The sequence below is a fragment of the Streptomyces sp. NPDC002476 genome, from assembly GCF_042889785.1.
Lineage (GTDB): Bacteria > Actinomycetota > Actinomycetes > Streptomycetales > Streptomycetaceae > Streptomyces.
Genome location: NZ_JBIARH010000004.1, coordinates 338435 through 358260 on the forward strand (window position 1 = coordinate 338435; position 19826 = coordinate 358260).

Annotated in this window: 16 protein-coding genes, 1 tRNA gene and 1 pseudogene; 8 read left to right on the forward strand and 10 right to left on the reverse strand. The window is 68.1% G+C overall.

The features are described 5' to 3' along the window. The first annotated feature begins 612 nt into the window (after positions 1-612). The 3 genes from ACFYXM_RS07295 (at position 613) to ACFYXM_RS07305 (ending at position 4835) form a co-directional block, all read left to right on the forward strand. Positions 613-1302: a DUF4232 domain-containing protein gene (locus tag ACFYXM_RS07295; protein WP_389287672.1), complete on the forward strand. Its 690-nt coding sequence runs from the start codon at positions 613-615 to the stop codon at positions 1300-1302. A gap of 168 nt (positions 1303-1470) precedes the next feature. Beyond that, positions 1471-2577 carry a hypothetical protein gene (locus tag ACFYXM_RS07300; RefSeq protein ID WP_389287674.1) on the forward strand — a complete coding sequence of 369 codons (1107 nt, stop codon included), beginning with the start codon at positions 1471-1473 and terminating at the stop codon, positions 2575-2577. A gap of 203 nt (positions 2578-2780) precedes the next feature. After that, a complete protein-coding gene (locus ACFYXM_RS07305; protein ID WP_389287676.1) occupies positions 2781-4835 on the forward strand; it encodes a PA14 domain-containing protein in 2055 nt (684 codons plus the stop codon). A gap of 344 nt (positions 4836-5179) precedes the next feature. Here ACFYXM_RS07305 and ACFYXM_RS07310 read toward each other — a convergent pair whose 3' ends face one another. The 4 genes from ACFYXM_RS07310 to ACFYXM_RS07325 all read right to left on the reverse strand — a co-directional run bounded on the left by ACFYXM_RS07310 (position 5180) and on the right by ACFYXM_RS07325 (position 7272). Then, entirely contained in the window at positions 5180-5611 is a 432-nt protein-coding gene (locus ACFYXM_RS07310; protein ID WP_389287679.1) for an SRPBCC family protein, read from the reverse strand. Positions 5612-5761: 150 nt separating this feature from the next. Next, complete coding sequence (locus ACFYXM_RS07315; RefSeq protein ID WP_073789040.1) at positions 5762-6058, reverse strand: hypothetical protein; 297 nt, start codon at positions 6056-6058, stop codon at positions 5762-5764. Positions 6059-6256: 198 nt separating this feature from the next. Beyond that, the gene (locus tag ACFYXM_RS07320) at positions 6257-6928 is read right to left on the reverse strand and encodes a nucleotidyl transferase AbiEii/AbiGii toxin family protein (RefSeq protein WP_389287681.1); all 672 of its coding nucleotides are present in this window, start codon (positions 6926-6928) and stop codon (positions 6257-6259) included. Continuing rightward, entirely contained in the window at positions 6925-7272 is a 348-nt protein-coding gene (locus ACFYXM_RS07325; RefSeq protein ID WP_351071647.1) for a transcriptional regulator, read from the reverse strand. The genes ACFYXM_RS07320 and ACFYXM_RS07325 overlap by 4 nt, the downstream gene beginning before the upstream one ends. Positions 7273-7727: 455 nt before the next feature. On the opposite strand from ACFYXM_RS07325, the pseudogene ACFYXM_RS07330 reads away from it, so the two are divergent. Continuing rightward, positions 7728-8252, forward strand: a pseudogene (locus tag ACFYXM_RS07330) (tyrosine-type recombinase/integrase); the annotation flags it as partial. A gap of 140 nt (positions 8253-8392) precedes the next feature. On the opposite strand, the gene ACFYXM_RS07335 reads toward ACFYXM_RS07330, so the two are convergent. The 3 genes from ACFYXM_RS07335 to ACFYXM_RS07345 all read right to left on the reverse strand — a co-directional run bounded on the left by ACFYXM_RS07335 (position 8393) and on the right by ACFYXM_RS07345 (position 11105). Continuing rightward, positions 8393-8773, reverse strand: coding sequence for a hypothetical protein (locus tag ACFYXM_RS07335; protein ID WP_389287728.1), 381 nt, complete (start codon positions 8771-8773; stop codon positions 8393-8395). A 2-nt stretch (positions 8774-8775) separates the two neighbouring features. Beyond that, a complete protein-coding gene (locus ACFYXM_RS07340) occupies positions 8776-10566 on the reverse strand; it encodes a hypothetical protein (protein WP_389287684.1) in 1791 nt (596 codons plus the stop codon). 468 nt (positions 10567-11034) lie between these two features. Beyond that, positions 11035-11105 (reverse strand) — tRNA-Gly (locus ACFYXM_RS07345). A 516-nt stretch (positions 11106-11621) separates the two neighbouring features. Here ACFYXM_RS07345 and dcd point away from each other — a divergent pair. The 3 genes from dcd (at position 11622) to ACFYXM_RS07360 (ending at position 13570) form a co-directional block, all read left to right on the forward strand. Further along, positions 11622-12197, forward strand: coding sequence for a dCTP deaminase (gene dcd, locus ACFYXM_RS07350; RefSeq protein ID WP_389287686.1), 576 nt, complete (start codon positions 11622-11624; stop codon positions 12195-12197). 6 nt (positions 12198-12203) lie between these two features. After that, the gene (locus tag ACFYXM_RS07355) at positions 12204-12704 is read left to right on the forward strand and encodes a phosphoribosyltransferase (RefSeq protein ID WP_351524200.1); all 501 of its coding nucleotides are present in this window, start codon (positions 12204-12206) and stop codon (positions 12702-12704) included. 191 nt (positions 12705-12895) lie between these two features. Then, entirely contained in the window at positions 12896-13570 is a 675-nt protein-coding gene (locus ACFYXM_RS07360; RefSeq protein WP_389287688.1) for a DUF2690 domain-containing protein, read from the forward strand. A gap of 350 nt (positions 13571-13920) precedes the next feature. Here the strand turns inward: ACFYXM_RS07360 and ACFYXM_RS07365 are convergent, their stop codons facing one another. The 3 genes from ACFYXM_RS07365 to ACFYXM_RS07375 form a co-directional block, all read right to left on the reverse strand. Next, positions 13921-14925 (reverse strand): Yip1 family protein, encoded by a 1005-nt coding sequence (locus ACFYXM_RS07365; protein ID WP_389287690.1) that lies wholly within the window; start codon positions 14923-14925, stop codon positions 13921-13923. A gap of 287 nt (positions 14926-15212) precedes the next feature. Continuing rightward, a complete protein-coding gene (locus ACFYXM_RS07370; protein WP_389287692.1) occupies positions 15213-17495 on the reverse strand; it encodes a (Fe-S)-binding protein in 2283 nt (760 codons plus the stop codon). Between the two features lie 146 nt (positions 17496-17641). Next, positions 17642-18403 (reverse strand): sugar transferase, encoded by a 762-nt coding sequence (locus tag ACFYXM_RS07375; RefSeq protein WP_389287694.1) that lies wholly within the window; start codon positions 18401-18403, stop codon positions 17642-17644. A 331-nt stretch (positions 18404-18734) separates the two neighbouring features. Here ACFYXM_RS07375 and ACFYXM_RS07380 point away from each other — a divergent pair. Next, positions 18735-19826 (forward strand): Hsp70 family protein (locus ACFYXM_RS07380; RefSeq protein ID WP_389287696.1); only part of this gene is annotated, 1092 nt, incomplete at its 3' end.

The window sequence follows — 19826 nt, forward strand, 5'->3', positions numbered from 1 at the left end:
CCCAGGTCGTAAGGGTCCGTCGCAGATGCTGTCCTCGAACGAACAGCCGGTGAGCAGCGCCGCAGCGGTCAACGCGGTCGGTGCGGTCAGTGCGGTCGGCCTGAGCCTTGCGACGGACGCGGGGCGGCGCCGGGGACGGGGCCGGGGACGGGGCCGGGGCCGGGTGAGCGTGCGCATGGTCTGTCTCCCCGTGGACGGTTGGGAACGGCCTGGCCGACGGAGGCGGGGTCGATCGTGAGTTCGAATGCTCAGCCGGGGCCGTGTATGTACGTGAGATGTGTGTGCCGGGCCCGGTTCGTTCGCGAAATCCGACGCGTCGATGCACAAATGTTTCACATGCCACGAATATCGGGTCGACAGTCGAAAGAGGAATTCCGGCCTCCCGTTCCAGGGCCTGTGCGTGGCAGCGCCGGCGGGCCTTCGACGGCCGCTCGTCGTGGCGCCGCCCCGCCGCGACCAGCGGAAACCCCCTGCTCAGGTCAAGTCGGCGCGCCGAAGAATTCTGGTGACAGAACGCGAACATACTCTGGATCGTTCCGTGACCGGATTCTCTGTATAAATTTTCTTGTCGCGAAAATCGGTGCGTCCATCAATTCGGCAGAGGGAAGAGAAATGTTCGGCAAGCGTGCTCGTAGGACTGTCGTCGCCGCCGTCGGTCTGACCGCGGCGTTCTCGCTCACCGCATGCAACGGCGACGACGCCGATGGTGCCGCCGCCCCGGCCGCCTCCTCGGCGGGCCAGAACACGGGATCTTCGAACTCGACGGGTACCTCCGGTTCGGGGTCCAAGGAGTCCACGGGCTCCTCCGGCTCCGGCTCCTCCGGCTCCGGCTCTTCCGGCTCCGGTTCCTCCGGCTCCGGTTCCTCCGCCGGGAAGGGCGCGGGCGATGCCAAGGCGGGTGCCTGCCGCACCGACGCGCTCCAGGTCGAGGCCGCCGACAACACCACCGACAAGAAGGAGGGAGTGGTGACCGTCAGCTTCAAGAACACCGGCGGCGACTGTGTCGTGAACGGCTTCGCCGGCGCCGACCTCAAGACGGCCGACGGTTCCTCGATCTCCCTGGACCGCAACGGCGAGGCCACGGGCCGAGACGTCATCAAGACGGGTGACGTGGCGGCCTTCAACATCTACTTCCCCGTCAACAACTCCGGTGGTTCCGGTGTCCGCCCGACCAAGATCGTGGTCACGCCGCCGAACGAGACCAAGTCCGTCACCCTCTCCTGGCCCGCCGGCAGCCTGCCCGCGACCGACCACCCGGACGGCACCAAGCTGGAGATCGGCCCGGTCCGCAGGGTCGGCTGACCCGCGCCACGAGCCGCCCACCGGCGTATCCGATGTTGCAGAGCCCGGGCCGACGGCCTGGGCTTTCGCGATGACCGGAGCCCTTTCCACGATGACCGGACCCCTTTTCGGTGAGTGGACTCCTCTCCGTCCGGCAGTGACAATCGGTCCGGCAGAGGAGGAGGACCGATGGCCGACGTGTTCGTGTGCGCGCGGTGCGGCGTCGCCCTGACCGCTCCCGTGTCACGGGTCGCGCTTCCCGTCCACGCCCGCCAGACGTACGGGCACCAACTGCTCCCCGCCCTCATGGAATCGGGGACGTACGCCGTCGATCCGGAGCCCTCCGGCCCACCCTGGCGGCCGTGGAACGAGATCCTGCCCGACGAGGCGGCGGCCCGCGGCGTGTTCGCGCCGCTCGACGGCCTGTCCTTCGGGGAGCCCGGAGCGGTCGCCGTCGCGCCGGGCGACCTACGCGACACCGCCCTGATCCCGGAACGGCTCGGTGGCTACTGCCTGGGCCTGGACGGGCGGGACGGCCCGAACGTGGCCTGTACGAACTGCGGGCGGGCGGTGGCGACCCGCATCGACGACTGCTCGTACTGGCAGACGGCATGGCTCGTTCCGCACGCCGTGCGCCGCGTCTCCGTCGACGGTGTCCCGGACCACCGCCCGGCGGCCGACTGGCAGACGCTGATCCGGGAACAGCAGGGTGGCACCCTGCCGGTCGAACAGTCCGGGGCCTGGGACCCTCGCTGGGAGGCGGCGATCGGCGCGTCCCTCGCCCATCTGCTGGCAGCCTCGGCGGGCGCCCGGGTGACCATGTCCGACGGTCTCCTCGCGGACACCTTCGGCCGTGCCCTCGATGCCCTGCTCCCACCGGGCCCGCCGACGAGGAGGCTCGCCCCCGCCATCCCGGGCCGTTCGGTGAGGAGGCTGGCCCTGGACGGACCGGGCCTGCCCTCCCCCGACCCGGCCCCCGACATCGCCCTGGTCCCGCGGCATCCGCGTACCGGGCGGGCGTGGGCCTCGCCCGGCGCCGCGGACACGGTGCCGCTGGCCGCCGACGTGTGGACGTACCTCGCGCTCCACGACGAACGTTCCCTGGTGCCCGCGACGGGCGGACTGCCCGACGGTGTGCTGCGCGACGACCCTCTGCCGCCACGCCCCTGGCGATTCCTCCGCCCCGACCCGTACATATTCCTCCACACGCTGGCGCGGCTGCCGGCGGTGCGACGGCCGTGGCTGCGCGAGATCCACGACCGGGTGCGGGCGCACCCGTACACCCGCCCGTTCTGAGGCCCCGTCCCGCTAACCGCGTTCCGGAAGAGGCGAGGGGCGGCGGGCACGGGCGGGCGACTCCACAAGGCCGGAGCCCTCCAGAAAGGTTCACCTGCCGGGACGCGGGGCTAAATACACCAGGCACTACAACCAGGCAACCACTTCGTGAGTCATGGTCGTTGGCCGGATTGATCGGCCGCCGATCCACACCGAAGGAACGAATGAACCGACCCAGAGGCACGACGGTCGCCGCGGCCTGCGCCGTCGTGCTCGCCACCGCAGGCGGCCTGCTCAGTGTGGCCCCCTCCGCCTCCGCCGCCGCTGTGACCTGTGCATCGCCCGTCTTCAAGCGGACGTTCTACGCGAACACCACGTTCTCCGGGACGCCCAAGCGCACGGACTGCGACTCCACGATCGACGAGAACTGGGGTACCCGGGCACCCGGTTACAAGGGCATGCCCGCCAACAAGTTCGGCGTGCGCTGGTCCATGAGCCGCGACTTCGGCTCCGGTGGGCCCTTCTCGTTCACCGTCTCCGCCCGAGACGGCATCCGCGTCTATCTCGACGGCGTCCGCAAGGTCGATGTGTGGAAGGACGGCTCCGCCACGGTCACCAGGACCGTCAACGTAACCGTCCCGAAGGGCAAGCACAGCCTCCGCGTCGACTACGTCAACTGGACCGGCGCCGCGAACGTCAAGTTCGGCTACGCCCCGCGCACGTCGGCGAGCGTCGACAAGGTCAAGCCGCTCGTCCCGACAGGCACCACCGTCAGGTACGACGCGACAAGCACGTCCACGAAGGTCTCCTGGGCCAGGAACAAGGAGATGGACCTCGCCGGATACCACGTGTACCGGCGGCTGATGGGCACCTCCTTCCCCGCGAAGCCGATCGCGACGACGACGGCCACCTCGTGGACCGACACGACCGTCCCGAAGGACGGCCACGTCCACTACTACGAGGTCCGCGCCTACGACAAGGCCGGCAACACCTCGTCGGGCACCGCGGACATCGGTATCACCACCGTCGACCGGACCGCCCCGGCCGCCCCGAAGGGCGTCGACAAGAACTGGTCCATGAACTACCCGGACCGGGTCACCCTCTACTGGGACGAGAACAAGGAGCCGGACCTCGCCGGCTACCGGGTGTACCGCTCGACGACGCTCCCGGTCGCCCTCACCCCCGAGAACCTGCTCAGCGGCGACAAGCCGACGTATTACAGCTACTACAGCGTCCCCGTGCCGCAGACCGGCGACGTCTACTACTACGTCGTCACCGCCGTCGACACGCACGGCCTCGAATCGGCCGCCTCGTCCTACGCGATGTACTACACGCGCGACAAGACACCCCCGGTGGAGACCGCGTTCAACCTGCGGGCCGAGGAGGGCGAGGCGGGCGTCACGCTGACCTGGGACCCTTCCGAGGGGACCAGCAGGGACTTCGCGGGCTACTCGGTCTTCCGGAGGCGCGCCACGGCCGCCGCCGGTACCGCGCCCGAGGAAGTCGGCAAGGGCGTGAAGGGAACCACCTTCACCGACGTCGCCCCGCCGCCCGGCACCACGTACATCTACTACGTCATCTCCGTGGACCACGCCCGAAACGGGGGCCCCTCCTCCGACAAGGTCACCGTCACCGTCACCGGCAACACGACCGCCCCCGCCGCGCTCACCGGACTGACCGCCACCCCCGAGGAGAACGGCGTCACCCTCTCCTGGGACGCGAGCGACGCCCCCGGCCTCGCCCACTACCGCGTGCTGCGCGGCACCCTCTCCGACGGTCGGTGGACGTACGCCCCGGTCGAGGACTCCTGGAGCCACCGCCCGAAGGAGATCAAGAGGACGACGTTCCACGACATGGTGCCGGCCGACGGACAGGAGGCGCGCTACGCCGTCGTCGCCGTCGACCAGTACGGCAACCAGCTCACCCCGGACACCGGCGCGACCACCGTCGCCACCACCGCCCTGGACCTCCGCCCCACCACCCCGCCCGCCACCGGCGGCCCGTTCACCTTCGTGGGCGCGGGTTCGGACGGCTACATCTCCTGGGGCTTCGTCGCCGGTGCGAACGGGGAGGGCAGCCCCGCCACCGACATCGTGATCCGCCGCTGGAACCCGCGGACGGGGGAGTTCGACCTGATCAACACCTCGCCCAGCAACTCCAGCTCCTCGTACTCGGACATCACCCAGCCGCCCACCACCACGGTGTACTACCGCCTCTCGGTCCGCTACGCCGACGGCACCGAGTCCGGCGAGACGGAGGCGGTGGCCGTCACCTACTGAGCCCACTTCCGCGGCCTCTTCCCTGAAGGAGACGGCCTACCTGCCGGTCAGCGGCGAGGGCCCGCAGGACGTACAAAGCCACCGGAATCCGGCCTTCGCCGCGGAACAGGCGACGGGAACCGAACTCGCGCTCTGAGCTTGGGAATCAACGTCGCCTGCGAGGCTGACATGGGGCTGACCAGGTCGGCCGCCAGCTGGGCGTCCCATGCGGGGACACACGGGGCACCGTTGCTGACTGCTGTTTGCCGTGCTGAAGGGCACGGACGGGGCACGACGGCCCTGGACCGCACTGCCGTCATACGCCCTCGCGAAGCGTGAGGCCGACCCCGACCGGTGGGGGCGCCTCACCGTTCCCGTTCCACCAACTCCTTGAAGTGCTCGAGGTCGTCCCGTACAAGCCGTTCGATCGCGGTCGCCTGGGCGAATCCCTTCGGCCCGCCGAATGTCTCCCTGACGGTGCCCGGGTCGTACTCGATCCGGGCCTGGACCCGGGTGTGCTCCCGGTCGATGGGCAGCAGTGAGAAGGTCCCCGCCAGGTCCGGACCGCTCGTGGTCTGCCACTCCAGCATGTGTTCCTTGCCGCGGTCGGTGATCTCGGCTTCGAACTCCTGAGCCCGGCCGCCCGCGTCGACGTCCAGGCGCGCCCGGTGCCCGTCCTCCGAACGAGCCTCGCGCACTCCTTCGACGAATCGCGGATAGGTCTCCACCTCGTGGAGGTGTTTCCAGGCCACAGCGATCGGAACAGCAACGTCGATCTGTTCTTCGAGAGTGCTCATCGGCCACCTCAAAACTCGGTTCACCGTCTATGGGGCCATGACTCCAGTATCGCCCCTGGAGGATCGATGGGGGCCGGGAGTGTCGGTGTCCGCGACCGGTGCTGCCCGTCCTCGGCGTTCCGGGACGTGGGCAGAAGGACCGCGGCGGCTTCAGGCGTGCCCGACTCCGAGTTCGCGGCCGCGATAGAAGCCTTCCCGCTCCTCGACGACGTAAGGGGCCATGGCCTCACGCCGCTGCGTCTCCGCCGCGGAGGCCCGCCAGGAGTCGCACGCTTCCTTGGTGTCCCAGAACGACACCCCGGTGATCTCTTGCCCGTCCTCGGACCAGTACGCGTAGGCGCGCCGCAGCGCCTGCGGGTACGGGTCCGGGCGCCAGGCTCTCTCGAACTCCTCCAACGCGCCCGGCTTGATGCGGCGTGTCGTCACCCAGACAAAGTGCTCCACCATCGCGGTCTCCTCTGGAGCGCCGGTTCGACTTGATGGTGCCTTCTCGAGCCATCGTAGGTCTGTGGCACGGCTTCCGCCCCTGCTGCGGCCGTGGACCAACAGGGAAGCCTGTGTCAGCGGGTGGTCACGGCGGCCGAGGGGCGGCCAGCCCCTGTCGCGAACCGCATTCCTGTCGAACGGTCGGCATCCGTCAGGCCATCAGTCCTCGTGCGGGGCCTCAAGCTCGTGAAGCCGTTCCCCGATGTCGTCGGCCCAGGTCTGTGCCCACCGGCGCAGCCCGGCAATTGCCTGCGCGTCGAGTCCGTAGGCGGCGAATTCCGTGTCATCGATCCAGTCGGCTCCGCTCAGCCGTGCTTGAAGCTCGCTGAGGTCGAAGGAGTCGCGGGCATGGCGTCGGCCGAGCTCTTCGAGTTCGACGGGGCTCCAGCGGCTCGTGGCGGCCTGCACATCGATCAGGTCCCTGGCGAGTCCGCGGTCGGCCAGGGTGCGGACCTTGGTGCCGACGACATCTTCGAGGGACAGCACCAAGCCGTGTTCGGTGTGTACGGGTGGTCGCCAGAGTGCTTCCTTGAGGATGTCGACCTCGCACTCTTCGCGGCTGGCAGGGTCGGTGACGATCAGGCGTGCGGACAGCGGGTCTGTCTCCAGGGCTTCTACGTGCCATCCGCGCCGCTCCAGTCCGGTTCGCACGACGGTCGCGATGTCCTCCATGGGATCTGGGTTCTCGGTCGCGACATCGAGGTCCTGGCTGAGCCGGTCGACCAGGCCGTGTGCTTGGACCGCGTAGCCACCGGTGAGCACCAGAGGGTAATCACCGCCCACGGCGAGCACATCTGCAAGCAGGCGGCGGTGCAGTTCTGTGAGGTTCACGCAGCGGCCTGAACGCTGTGAGCCAGCTCGTCGAAGGAGCTCTCCCAGACCTCACGGACATCACGGCTGACCAGTGTGCGCAGTGTGGGCCACAGGCCGACGAGAAGGTCGCGATCGAGGTACTGGACCAGGTCGTCGTGCTGCCCCTCGGCCAGGACGATGCGGTAGTAGCTCATCCGCAGCCGGGGCTGATCGAGGTCGAACGTAGTGAGCCCCGACCATGCCAGGTGGAGCGGCAGACTCACTGTGCCGTGCTCGGGGCCGACAAGGTCGGACAGCGCTGCGGGCAGGCGCCGAGCAAACTTGGCACGGCGGAGATCAGAAAGACCGGGCGGTGTTGCCATAGCCCGATTATCCAGGAAGAGCCAGTGGTGGGCTCCGCGATCCGCGGACGTACGCTCCCGCGGGCAGGCAGAGGGGCCGACCGGTGCCGTTCCGCCAGGGGTGCGGATGTCAAAGAGGAAGCCCCGGGACGGTTTTTAGGTTCTAGTGGTCGTCGCAACACCCCAGCTCAGGGGGTGCGATGGACTTCAAGATCCGGGAGATCCGGAAGCGCCAGGGGCCGGGGCTTTACATGGAGCGGGTGACGAGAATCGAACTCGCGCTCTGAGCTTGGGAACCACCCGGCACTTGCGCATACGGATGGCGCCTGACCTGCGAAAATGACTGCCGTAGGGAGAATGCTGGGCTCCCATCCGAACCCGTGTTGACCGCTGTGTACCGCCCCTACTGGCGACGTTGTCGCACGGCGGTGCCGTGCACGGACCGGATCCGGTCCGTGCACGCTGCAGTCGCTACCTTCGGCGCCTACGGGCCCATGCGCCCGGAAGAGCAGGCCGCCCTTCGGCGGCCCGACGTCACGCTCGAACCCCTCGCGGTCCAGATCCGTGACGCCGCACCCGAGCTGACCACCGGCCGTCGCGTCGAAGGCGACACCAAGGCGGCCGCCGGAAGGCGAACCGTCTTCCTCCCGGCCTTCCTGCACATCGAGGTGAAGCGTCACCTCGACTGGTACGCCGAGAAGAAACCCGACGGGCTCCTGTACGTCGGAGAGAAGGGCGCCCCCTTCCGACGGTCCACCTTCGGCCGCAAGTGGCGCAGGGCCCGAACCAGGGTCGGCCTGCCGGAAGGCTTCCGCTTCTACGACCTCCGCCACACCGGCCACACCTTGTCCACCCAGTCGGGCGCCACGCTCAAGGACACGATGGTCCGCGTCGGCCAGTCCTCGGAGAAGGCTGCGCTGATTTACCAGCACTCCGATGGTGAGCGGCAGCGGGAGGTTGCGTCGGGCATCGACGCCCTGGTGCAGGAGGGACGCCGGAGATTGAGGAAGCGCGCCGCTCGGCTGCACGAGAGAAATAGGCGGACGTGGGCAGGGCCGGTCGGCCCTGCCCACGTAGCCGTGACGCTCGGCCTCCAGCCAGCTTTTGGCCTTCTCGCAGCATGAAGGGGCGATCCGGTTCCTCAGCTGAGAAGTGCCTCGATCGCACTTCGAAGTGATCCGGCGAGCGAGGTCAGGGACGTGGCAGACCCAAGCGCGAGGCTTAGCATCTCCAGGGTCTCGGTCAGGCGGCGACCGTCCGGCGTCGGCTCGCGTAGCTCCTCGTCAATCCTGGCTACGGCCTGGCGGCAACCGTCGATGCTGTGCACTTCGTCAGCGCGTGCGTCGAGGGCAGCTACCAGCTCGGCGAGTCTGGTCTGTGCAGCCAACAGCCTGGGATCGTCTGCTGCAGTCCCCGAGACTTGGACTTGGCGCATGTCGCCACCGACTCTGCCGGTGTTGACCTGGTTGCCGCTGCCGGTGACATTGGTGCCACCACCAGCGTTTGCTCGCCCGAATCTCATGATCAACCTGCCTTCTCGGTTCTGTTTTCCGGACCGCCAGGCATGGGGCCTTGTTGCATGCCGCCGCCCATGTTGCCGGTGTTGACCTGGTTGTTGTCGCCGCTGATGAAGTTCTGGGTGATGGCGATGGCCTGACGTTTGAACTCGCCGGTCGCCAGACCGTGGTCGGCGAGAAAAGCGCTCACCGTGCTGAACATCCGCGATTGCAGGATCGACACGTAGCGCTGCACGTCCTCGGTCTGGTGCATGTCCTCAGTTGTCTCCCGACCGCAGTGCTCTCTCAGGCTCACCGGCCGGCCGTCGTCTTTCTCGCGGACAGCGGCAGCGGCCGTGGTCACAGCGGTCAGCAGCCCGAGGCCGCGTCCGATGGCCGTGTACACCCGGGACGCGAGCGCCACGGTATCTCCGCATGCGTGGAGGGGTGTTTCTGCCAGTTTCCTGGCGAGATCCCAGCCCTTGGCGGGCGTTACGTTTGCCGAGGGAAGCAGCGGTGCCAGGACGTGGGGGCGGGTGACGAAGTGCAGCGTGTTGCCTTCCAGGGCGGCATGCGCGAAGACCGTGACGACGATTTGGCCATCCCAGGCGACGACCTGCGCGGCGAGGTATCTCCGGGAGAAGTGCCCGGTGGGCGCATCCCGGGCTTCGGTGCACATCTCAGTGGCCTCCGGCCACTCCGACTTATCGCCGCCGCCTCCACTGCTCTGGCCCAAGCTCTTCCACCGGCCCTCGGGGATTCCGAGGAACTCGGCCACATCGCAGTTGGGCAGGGCGTGGGTTTCGACGAGAGCTCCGCGAAGCTCCTTCAGCTCCTCGCGCACCTTGTCGAGCAGCTCGTCCGCCTCGAATTTCTGACTTGCGTCGAGGTCAGACAAATCAGCTGTGGCCAAAGGCGGGTGGTCTTCTTCATCCTCACTGGTGCGGGCTGGCGTGAGCTGGATGCGGGTGGCGCCTCTCGGCCACGAGTCGAGGCCGGCTCCGACGAAGCGATCCACCCTGCCTTCCCTCCGGTACGCGATGCTTTGCCACTGCTCAGTGACCTTGCGCGCAGCGATTCTCTTGGCGGCGAAGGGAGCGAGGAAGGGACGTGTGGCGATGTGTTCGCGGCCAGGACGCAGCGACTGCATGTAGGCGTGGCACGCCCAACGGTCGAGCAAGTGAACGGTAGTGGTGGCGAGCAACAGATGCGGCGCGACAAGTAAGCCTTCCAGGACGGCATCACGCAGTAGCGGGTGATGTGGTTTGGCGAGATTCCAGAGGGCTAGTAGCGCCGCAACAAGGAAGACAGCTGGAACGAGTGCACTAAAACCCCATCGCGCGATCGCCCGGCCAGCCCGCCCGGTGAGGAACTGCCACAGCAACACGGCGGCGGCGATTGCTACAAGTCCTCGTGGATGTGAGCCCGCCAGATAGACAGGCGTTGCCAGCAACAACGCGCCACGGATCCGACGCTGCCTTCGTGCCGCAACGCTGTGTGTGAGCACCGGCGTCAGCCCGAATCCGAAGGACGGTACTGGCCGCTTTCGGGCGTACAGCACGTTGGCCAAGGCCCACTGTGCGAGAGACTCGCCGGTGAATTCATCCAGAGCCCGGATAGGACGCGGGGGCCTTCCTTGGATCTTGTCCTGCCATCGTCCGAGCCAGTCCTGTGCTTGCCCGATCCGGTTGACCCGCTCATGCATAGAACCGGCCAATCCTCGGGTGACCGAATTATTGCTTGGCACCTCATCCCGTTGCGTGTAATCGGTCCGGGCGGGGCGCTGTCCGGGCACGTAAGCGATTGGCTTTCCGGTCACGGTATCTACGGGGACTCCGGGGATAGCGTCCGGCTTCTGCGGGCCGGTGGGGTGCTGGCTGCTTCCGGTGGGCGCCATCGCCCTCCACGACAGCAGCATCTGCCACCTCCCCCGAGGACGCTTCTTATGAGGACCACACCTTGTGGCATGCGGCCCCTACTTCGCTGGTGAATGACCGTGTCTGGCTCAGAAGCACCTCAGCGTCGGCCGACACGCAACGATTCCTCGGCGCCTTGAAACCGGGCGGTAAACGTGCCCTCGCATGCGGCTGACGCAGCCGATCCGGCGGAGTGGCCCAAGTCACCCACGTTGTCTTTTGGCGCCTTCCCCGGCGTGGCTCCCATGGATTGAGGACGGCGCCGAGGCATCCGCCTCGGCGGGAGATGGGGCACACGGAGGGCACGCCACCCTCTAAGAGGTCTAGACAACAAGAAAGGCCCAGGTTGTTGACCTGGGCCCTCTTGTAAGAGCGGGTGACGAGAATCGAACTCGCGCTCTGAGCTTGGGAAGCTCATGTTCTACCATTAAACTACACCCGCAAAGCACTGGCGATCATCGTGCTTGATCGATCCCTTGTGCAGCGTTCCACACTCTACCCCATGCCAGACCTCCGGCGGTGCCGTGGGTCTTTTTTGGTGTGTGGAGACGTCTGCGCGAGGGGTGGAAACGGGTGCTGGGGGCGGGAGTTGGGGGCGTAGCGTAGGGCGTCGGAGTGCCGCCTGGAGTGGCGTCCTGTTCATCCCCTAATGTGGCGTTCTCGTCCATGTCTTGATGGGGAAGGGACTTGATGGACTCCATGGAGCGCACCGTCGTCCGTTGTGCCGAAGGGCACGTTTTCGCTACCGCCTCGTTCCCGATGCAGCAGCTCGGGTCCGGACGGATCGGCCCCGGGCGGCTTATTCGCTGTCCTCGTTGCGCGCGGCTGCGGCATGCCGTGCCCGTGGTGTTCGAGCAGCGGTAGCGGAAGGCCGCGGATGACGCGGCGGGAGCGGTGACAGGCGCGCGGGGCGGTCCCTGGTTGGGGCGGGCCCGCGCGTTCTGCGTATCCTCGGGGAGTGCTTCTCTCAGACAAGGACATCCGGGCCGAGATCGACGCCGGACGTGTACGCATTGATCCATTCGATGCGTCGATGGTGCAGCCATCGAGTATCGACGTGCGGCTCGACCGCTACTTCCGGGTGTTCGAGAACCACCGTTACCCGCATATCGACCCGGCCGTCGAGCAGACCGATCTGACGCGCATGGTCGAGCCGGACGGGGACGAGGCGTTCATCCTGCACCCCGGTGAATTCGTGCTCGCCTCGACGTACGAGGTCATTTCGCTTCCCGACGATCTCGCGTCGCGGCTGGAGGGGAAGAGTTCGCTGGGGCGGCTCGGTCTGGTGACGCATTCGACCGCAGGTTTCATCGACCCGGGATTCTCCGGGCACGTGACGCTGGAGCTGTCGAATCTCGCGACTCTGCCGATCAAGCTGTGGCCGGGCATGAAGATCGGGCAGCTGTGCATGTTCCGGCTGAGTTCGCCGGCCGAGTTCCCGTACGGCTCGGAGCGGTACGGATCGCGGTACCAGGGCCAGCGCGGGCCGACCGCGTCGCGTTCGTACGTGAATTTCCATCGGACCCAGGTGTGATACCGAATGAGTGATGACGTGCGGGAGAATCTGACGTACGAGGCATTCGGTCATGCCGTCCGCGAGCTGGCGCAGACCGTGGCCGACGACGGTTACGAGCCCGATATCGTGCTGAGCATCGCGCGCGGCGGGGTGTTCGTCGCGGGCGGCCTCGCCTACGCGCTGGACTGCAAGAACATCCACCTGGTGAACGTCGAGTTCTACACTGGGGTGGGGACCACGCTGGAAATGCCGGTCATGCTGGCACCCGTTCCGAATGCGATCGACTTCTCGGACAAGAAGGTGCTGATCGCCGACGACGTCGCCGACACCGGGAAGACGCTGAAGCTCGTACGCGATTTCTGCATCGACCACGTGGCCGAGGTGCGCAGCGCGGTCATCTACGAGAAGCCGCATTCGCTCGTGAAGTGCGAGTACGTGTGGAAGAAGACCGATCGCTGGATCAACTTCCCGTGGAGCGTGGAGAAGCCCGTCGTACGGCGTGGCGGACAGGTCCTCGACGCCTGAGACCCGGCGCACTCGGACTTCGGGGCCCGCGGACGCGGACGCCTGGGACACGGTGGGCGTCAGGCCCGCCGGGCCCGGCCGGGCGGGACTCGGGCGTTCGCTTGTGCGGGGTAGGCGTGACGTCCGGCGGGGAACACTCTCCTTCCAGGTGAACAGGTCTTGCCATGGTCCGTGGCGGAACTGGGGGAGAGATGGCAGAAGGGAACGGCACTCCGCCGTCCGGAGGGCCGAGCGGTTTACCCGAGGGAGCCGGTGGCTCCTCGACCTCCCGCTCCCGATGGCGCGGCTGGGCTGGGCGCCACGGGCCCGAGACGTTGATCGGCGCGCTGGTCGTGACCGTCGTCGGCGCGGTCGCCTCCGTGATCCTCACCTCGGTGTTCGAAGGCGGTGACGACGAGGGGGCGAAGGGCTCGCCTCCCGCTGCGTCCGGGGCGCCGGGCACGGCGACGCCCGGGTCCGCCGCCTCGCCCTCCTGCGTGGCGGAGGCGTGCGTGGGGCTGGATCCCGAGAAGACCGGGTGCGGCGTGGGCGCGCGGACGCTGGAGGAGGACTGGACCGGCACGATGCACCTGGAGATTCGGTACAGCGAGCGGTGCGGAACGGTGTGGGGCAAGCTGACCGGCGCACAGCCCGGTGACACGGTGACGATCAACACCACGCCCTCCCGGCGACAGACCGCGTCCGTGCGTACCGGGCAGACCAAGTACACGCCGATGCTCGCCGTCGAGGACGACTTCTCCGCCCAGGCGACCGCGACCGCGGTCAGCGGGAAGCCCGACGAGGAGATCCCGAAGGGCCACACCCTCCGGGTCGGGGCGGACCGGACGTCGCTCCCCTCGGCCTCGGCGAACGCGCAGCCCGTCTAAGGGCTGTCCCGTAATCCCTGGCGGGCGCGCGACGACGGCTGCGGCACCTCGCCGCGTTGCCGGAACGTCCGCATACATCCAGTATGCGGACGCCCCTCCGCCTTGCGATGCACCACATCTGACGCCGCGCGCTGGTCCGCCACGGATTGCGGGACAGCCCTTAGGCGCAGCGCATACGGGCATGGACCGCGACGGCGCAGCACATACAGGCGCAGCACGTACAAGCGCGGACCGCGAACGCGCGGCCCGCGCAGGCCCGGTCCGCACGTGCGACGGCCCCGGCACCTTCGTGCGGTGCCGGGGCCGTCGCACACACGCCGACGCGGTGCGGCGCGGTGCCGTGCCGTGGGTCAGAGCGTGCCCAGCTTGATGAGCGACAGCAGGGCGACCAGCTGGATCGCGGACGCGCCCAGGGCCTTCGGCCACGGCAGGTCGTGCGACTTGCTGACCATCGTGGTGAAGAGCGCGGCCGAGGCCAGCCAGGTGACCCAGCCGAGGACCTGGACCAGGGAGTTCTCGCCGCCGAGGAACAGGGCGAAGATCAGGCGGGGCGCGTCCGTGATCGACATGATCAGCATGGAGAGGCCCACGGTCGGCTGCCAGGCACCGTCGCCGCCGAGCTGGCGGGCGAGGGTGTGCGTGACCGCGCCCAGGACCAGGCCGCCGATGACGAAGCAGACGCCCGTGACGACGACGTAGGGGATCGCCGTGGAGATCGTCGCGTTGATCGCGTCTTCCCGGGCCTGGTCGAAGCCGAAGAGGGCGAGCAGGCCGTAGAGGAACGTGACGATCAGCGCCGGGCCCCAGACGGGGTAGTCGCGCATCTGCCAGAACGTCGGCCCCGGGCGCAGCACGATGCCGCTGAGCAGGTCCTTCCAGTGCAGCCGCGGGCCCGCGGGCTGGGCGGGGGCCTGACCGGCGCGGTAGGTGCTGCCGTCGCCGTACGGGTCCTCGCCGAGGCTGAACGCCTGGGTGTGGCCCGGGGAGTTGGCGTACGGGTCGCCCTGCCGCGGGCCTCCGTGGGGGTGGGGCTGCTGCTGGTACGGGTCGCCGAAGTACTCCGGCTCACCGTGACCACCGCCGTGACCACCGCCGTGACCACCGCCGTGGTGGCCGGGGTGATGGCCGGGCCTGGGGCCATCGGGGTTGTAGCCGCCCTGGTAGCCGCCGTTGCCGTCGTCGGCGTAGCCGCCGCGGTGGTACGAGGGAGGGGCGCCGTTGCCGCCCGTCGGCGGCCATGGCTGCTGCCCGTACGGCGGTGGTGCCTGTGTGCCGTACGGCTGCTGCTGCGGTTGCTGCTGCGCCTGTTGCGGGGTGCGGTTGTCCCGGCCGCGTCCGATCCTGAATCCAGCCACTCGTCGAACGTACCTGGTCCGCGCGGGTGTGGTGAGAGGGCCGGGGAAACCTGCCCGCCATTGCGGCCGAGCTGTGACATCCCCTAAGGGAGACCCCGGGGGAGACCGGGGGAGGCGCCGGGGCCCTGAAAACCCGCTGAGGGGGGCGGGGGCGGCTCCGCCGTACCCGTACGCGAGCGGGCGCGCCTGCGGGAGCGCGGGAGCGGGGAACCACAGGAACGCGGAAGCGGCCGGGCCCCGCCCCGAGGCAGGTCCGGCCGCTTCCGTCGTACGGCGGTCCGGGCGGTCTACTTCACCGGCTCCGGCTCCGGCCGGTCCGTCGATTCGGCGTCGCCCGCCGGGTCGGCCGGGGTCTTCACGGAGTCCAGCAGCAGCTGCGAGACGTCGACCACCTGGACCGACTCCTTCGCCTTGCCGTCGTTCTTCTTGCCGTTGACCGAGTCGGTCAGCATGACGAGGCAGAACGGGCAGGCGGTGGAGACGATGTCCGGGTCGAGGGACAGGGCCTCGTCGACGCGCTCGTCGTTGATGCGCTTGCCGATCCGCTCCTCCATCCACATCCGGGCGCCGCCCGCGCCGCAGCAGAAGCCGCGTTCCTTGTGGCGGTGCATCTCCTGCTGGCGCAGGCCGGGGACCTTGTCCATGATCTCGCGCGGAGGGGTGTAGATCTTGTTGTGACGGCCCAGGTAGCACGGGTCGTGGTACGTGATCAGGCCCTCGACCGGGGTCACCGGGATCAGCCGGCCCTCGTCGATGAGGTGCTGGAGCAGCTGGGTGTGGTGGATGACCTCGTACTCGCCGCCGAGCTGCGGATACTCGTTGGCGATGGTGTTGAAGCAGTGCGGGCAGGTCGCGACGATCTTCTTCGCCGACTTGGCCTTCTTCGTCGAGTCGTCCACGCCCCCGTCCTCGTCGAGGGACTCGCCGAACGCCATGTTCAGCATCGCCACGTTCTCCTGGCCGAGCTGCTGGAACAGCGGCTCGTTGCCGAGACGGCGGGCCGAGTCACCGGTGCACTTCTCGTCGCCCCCCATGATCGCGAACTTGACGCCCGCGATGTGGAGGAGTTCCGCGAACGCCTTCGTGGTCTTCTTGGCCCGGTCCTCCAGGGCGCCCGCGCAGCCGACCCAGTACAGGTAGTCGACCTCGGTCAGGTCCTCGACGTCCTTGCCGACGATCGGGACCTCGAAGTCGACCTCCTTGGTCCACTCGACGCGCTGCTTCTTGGCGAGACCCCAGGGGTTGCCCTTCTTCTCCAGGTTCTTGAGCATCGTGCCCGCCTCGGACGGGAACGCGGACTCGATCATCACCTGGTAGCGGCGCATGTCGACGATGTGGTCGATGTGCTCGATGTCGACCGGGCACTGCTCCACGCACGCACCGCAGGTGGTGCAGGACCACAGCACGTCCGGGTCGATGACGCCGTTCTCCTCGACCGTGCCGATCAGCGGGCGCTCCGCCTCCGCGAGCGCCGCGGCCGGGACGTCCTTCAGCTGCTCCTCGGACGCCTTCTCCTCGCCCTCCATCGTCTTGCCGCCACCGGCCAGCAGGTAGGGGGCCTTGGCGTGCGCGTGGTCGCGCAGGGACATGATCAGGAGCTTGGGGGAGAGGGGCTTGCCCGTGTTCCAGGCCGGGCACTGCGACTGGCAGCGGCCGCACTCCGTGCAGGTGGAGAAGTCGAGGATGCCCTTCCACGAGAACTGCTCGACCTGCGAGACGCCGAAGACGTCGTCCTCGCCCGGGTCCTCGAAGTCGATCTCCTTGCCGCCGGACGTCATCGGCTGCAGCGCGCCCAGGGCCGGCTCGCCGTCCGCGTTCCGCTTGAACCAGATGTTCGGGAAGCCGAGGAAGCGGTGCCAGGCGACACCCATGTTGGTGTTGAGCGAGACCGTGATCATCCAGATGAGCGAGGTGCCGATCTTGATCGCGGCGACGAGGTAGATGAGGTTCTGCAGCGTGCCGAGCGTGAGGCCCTGGAACGCGAGGACCAGGGGGTACGAGATGAAGTAACCGGCCTCGTAGCCGTCGACGTGGTGGATCGCGCCTTCGAGACCGCGCAGGGTGAGGATCGCCAGGCCGATGATGAGGATGACGTACTCGACGAAGTACGCCTGCCACGCCTTGGAGCCCGCGAAGCGGGACTTGCGGCCGGCCCGTGAGGGCAGGTTGAGCAGCCGGATGGCGATCAGCACGAGGATGCCGACCGTCGTCATCAGGCCGATGAACTCGGTGTACATCTCGAACGGCGCCCAGTCGCCGATGATCGGCAGCACCCAGTCGGCCTTGAAGAGCTGGCCGTACGCCTGGAGCAGGGTCGGCGGCAGCGTCAGGAAGCCGATGGCGACGAACCAGTGCGCGAAGCCGACGATCCCCCACCGGTTCATCCGGGTATGGCCGAGGAACTCCTTGGCCAGGGTGATCGTGCGCTGCTTCGGGTTGTCGGTACGGCTGCCTGCCGGGACCGGCTGTCCGAGTGTGACGAACCGGTAGATCTGCGCGACGGCTCGGGCGATGAGCGCAACGCCGACCACAGTCAGCACCAGCGACACGATGATCGCGGCGAGTTGCATTTGGGGGCTCCTCGGGCCTGCGAGGGTGGGATCCAGCGTCTACGAGCGAATACTCGCATCTACTAAGCAGTAACTTAATCAGTCCGTGCTGACACTACCCACTTATTCCGCGGCGCTGTAGCCGCATCGGCGGTGATCTGTGTCGCTCAGGTGCGCCTTTCGGGGCGGGGCGCCCCGGGGAGGTCCCGGAACAGCGGAATCCGTACGGTACGCGCCAGGATGGCCAGGTCGAGGCGTACTCCGCGGTGCTCGGCGTAGTGCTGGTCGAGCAGGTCGGGTTCGTCCCAGGGCATTTTGGAGCGGGAGCGGATCTGCGCCAGGCCGGTGAGGCCCGGTTTCAGCTCCTGTCGCCAGTGTCGCGCGCCGGATGCGCCGGATGCACCGGAAGCGTCGCCGGGGTCGCCGGGGCTGCAGGGGTCGGTGGCGTCTGTGGGGTCGGCGGGGGCTGGGGTGTCTGTGAGGTCTGCGGGATTCGTGGTGCTCGTGGGGCGGGATCGGAGGTCGTCCGGCGGCAGGGGCTCCGGGCCGACGAGGGAGAGGTCCCCGCGTACGACGTGCGGCAGGCGGGAGAGCACGTCGAGTCGCAGCCGGCGGGTGCGCAGCGAGCACAGGACGAACACCCTGCCTCCCTGTCCGACCCGGGGCGAGCGCTCGATGATGCCGCCCGGCGGCCTTCGTGCCGCGAGGGCGAGGGCGCCCGCGGCGAGCGCCGGGGCGGACAGGGCCAGCAGGGCCGATCCGAGGGCCAGGTCCAGGACGCGCTCGGCCGACAGGCGCCGCCCCGGGCGCCACTTCGGGGTGCGGTCCGGGCGGTGTCCCGCGAGTCGCCCCGGGTGGCGTCTCGGGAGTCGCGCGAGGGCTGCCGCCGACGGCCGGTGCGTGGGGTGTCGCCGCCCCCGTGACCGCACCTGCCCCTGTTGTCTTCGTTGCTCCCGTTGTCTCCGCTGCCCCTGTCTCTGCATCGTTCGCACCTGCCTGGTGGGATCGGTGGGCCGGAGTGACAGATTTGCACGACTCGCGGCGGTTTATGGCAGAACGATGCCATGGCGTGATGATGGGGAGGGGTTGCGTGGCTCGTGGGGCGAGCGAGTGTTGTCCAGGAGTGGTCGGGATGATCGGTGCGCACTGGGTGGGTGCACGTTAGTTGAGTCGGTCCGACTCAACTCTGTTGACACTGGGATCGGTGTCATGCATCCTTGAGTGAGTTCCGCTCAATGCAGTCATCCTGGAGGAATCGAAATGGCACGTGCGGTCGGCATCGACCTGGGCACGACTAACTCCGTCGTCAGCGTTCTCGAAGGCGGCGAGCCCACCGTCATCACCAACGCAGAGGGCGCCAGGACCACGCCGTCCGTCGTCGCCTTCGCGAAGAACGGCGAGGTGCTGGTCGGTGAGGTCGCCAAGCGCCAGGCGGTGACCAACGTCGACAGGACCATCCGCTCGGTCAAGCGCCACATGGGCACCGACTGGAAGATCGAGCTGGACGGCAAGAACTTCAACCCGCAGCAGATGAGCGCCTTCATCCTGCAGAAGCTGAAGCGTGACGCCGAGGCGTACCTGGGCGAGAAGGTGACCGACGCGGTCATCACCGTTCCCGCGTACTTCAACGACTCCGAGCGTCAGGCCACGAAGGAGGCCGGCGAGATCGCGGGCCTGAACGTTCTGCGCATCGTCAACGAGCCGACGGCCGCCGCTCTGGCGTACGGGCTCGACAAGGATGACCAGACGATCCTGGTCTTCGACCTCGGTGGCGGCACCTTCGACGTCTCGCTGCTGGAGATCGGCGACGGCGTCGTCGAGGTGAAGGCCACCAACGGTGACAACCACCTCGGTGGTGACGACTGGGACCAGCGCGTCGTCGACTACCTGGTGAAGCAGTTCGCCAACGGGCACGGCGTGGACCTGTCCAAGGACAAGATGGCGCTCCAGCGTCTGCGCGAGGCCGCGGAGAAGGCGAAGATCGAGCTCTCCTCCTCGACCGAGAGCACGATCAACCTGCCCTACATCACGGCGTCCGCCGAGGGCCCGCTGCACCTGGACGAGAAGCTCACGCGCTCGCAGTTCCAGCAGCTGACCGCCGACCTGCTGGAGCGCTGCAAGACGCCGTTCAACAACGTCGTCAAGGACGCGGGCATCCAGCTGTCCGAGATCGACCACGTCGTTCTCGTCGGTGGCTCGACCCGTATGCCGGCCGTCGCCGAGCTCGTCAAGGAGATGACCGGTGGCCGCGAGGCCAACAAGGGTGTGAACCCGGACGAGGTCGTCGCCATCGGCGCCTCGCTCCAGGCCGGTGTCCTCAAGGGCGAGGTCAAGGACGTCCTGCTGCTCGAC

Coding starts and splice junctions, on each gene's coding strand:
- ACFYXM_RS07295 (WP_389287672.1), top strand. CDS start 613: ATGTTCGGCAAGCGTGCTCGTAGGACTGTCGTCGCCGCCGTCGGTCTG.
- ACFYXM_RS07300 (WP_389287674.1), top strand. CDS start 1,471: ATGGCCGACGTGTTCGTGTGCGCGCGGTGCGGCGTCGCCCTGACCGCT.
- ACFYXM_RS07305 (WP_389287676.1), top strand. CDS start 2,781: ATGAACCGACCCAGAGGCACGACGGTCGCCGCGGCCTGCGCCGTCGTG.
- ACFYXM_RS07310 (WP_389287679.1), bottom strand. CDS start 5,611: ATGAGCACTCTCGAAGAACAGATCGACGTTGCTGTTCCGATCGCTGTG.
- ACFYXM_RS07315 (WP_073789040.1), bottom strand. CDS start 6,058: ATGGTGGAGCACTTTGTCTGGGTGACGACACGCCGCATCAAGCCGGGC.
- ACFYXM_RS07325 (WP_351071647.1), bottom strand. CDS start 7,272: ATGGCAACACCGCCCGGTCTTTCTGATCTCCGCCGTGCCAAGTTTGCT.
- ACFYXM_RS07335 (WP_389287728.1), bottom strand. CDS start 8,773: ATGAGATTCGGGCGAGCAAACGCTGGTGGTGGCACCAATGTCACCGGC.
- ACFYXM_RS07355 (WP_351524200.1), top strand. CDS start 12,204: ATGAGTGATGACGTGCGGGAGAATCTGACGTACGAGGCATTCGGTCAT.
- ACFYXM_RS07360 (WP_389287688.1), top strand. CDS start 12,896: ATGGCAGAAGGGAACGGCACTCCGCCGTCCGGAGGGCCGAGCGGTTTA.
- ACFYXM_RS07370 (WP_389287692.1), bottom strand. CDS start 17,495: ATGCAACTCGCCGCGATCATCGTGTCGCTGGTGCTGACTGTGGTCGGC.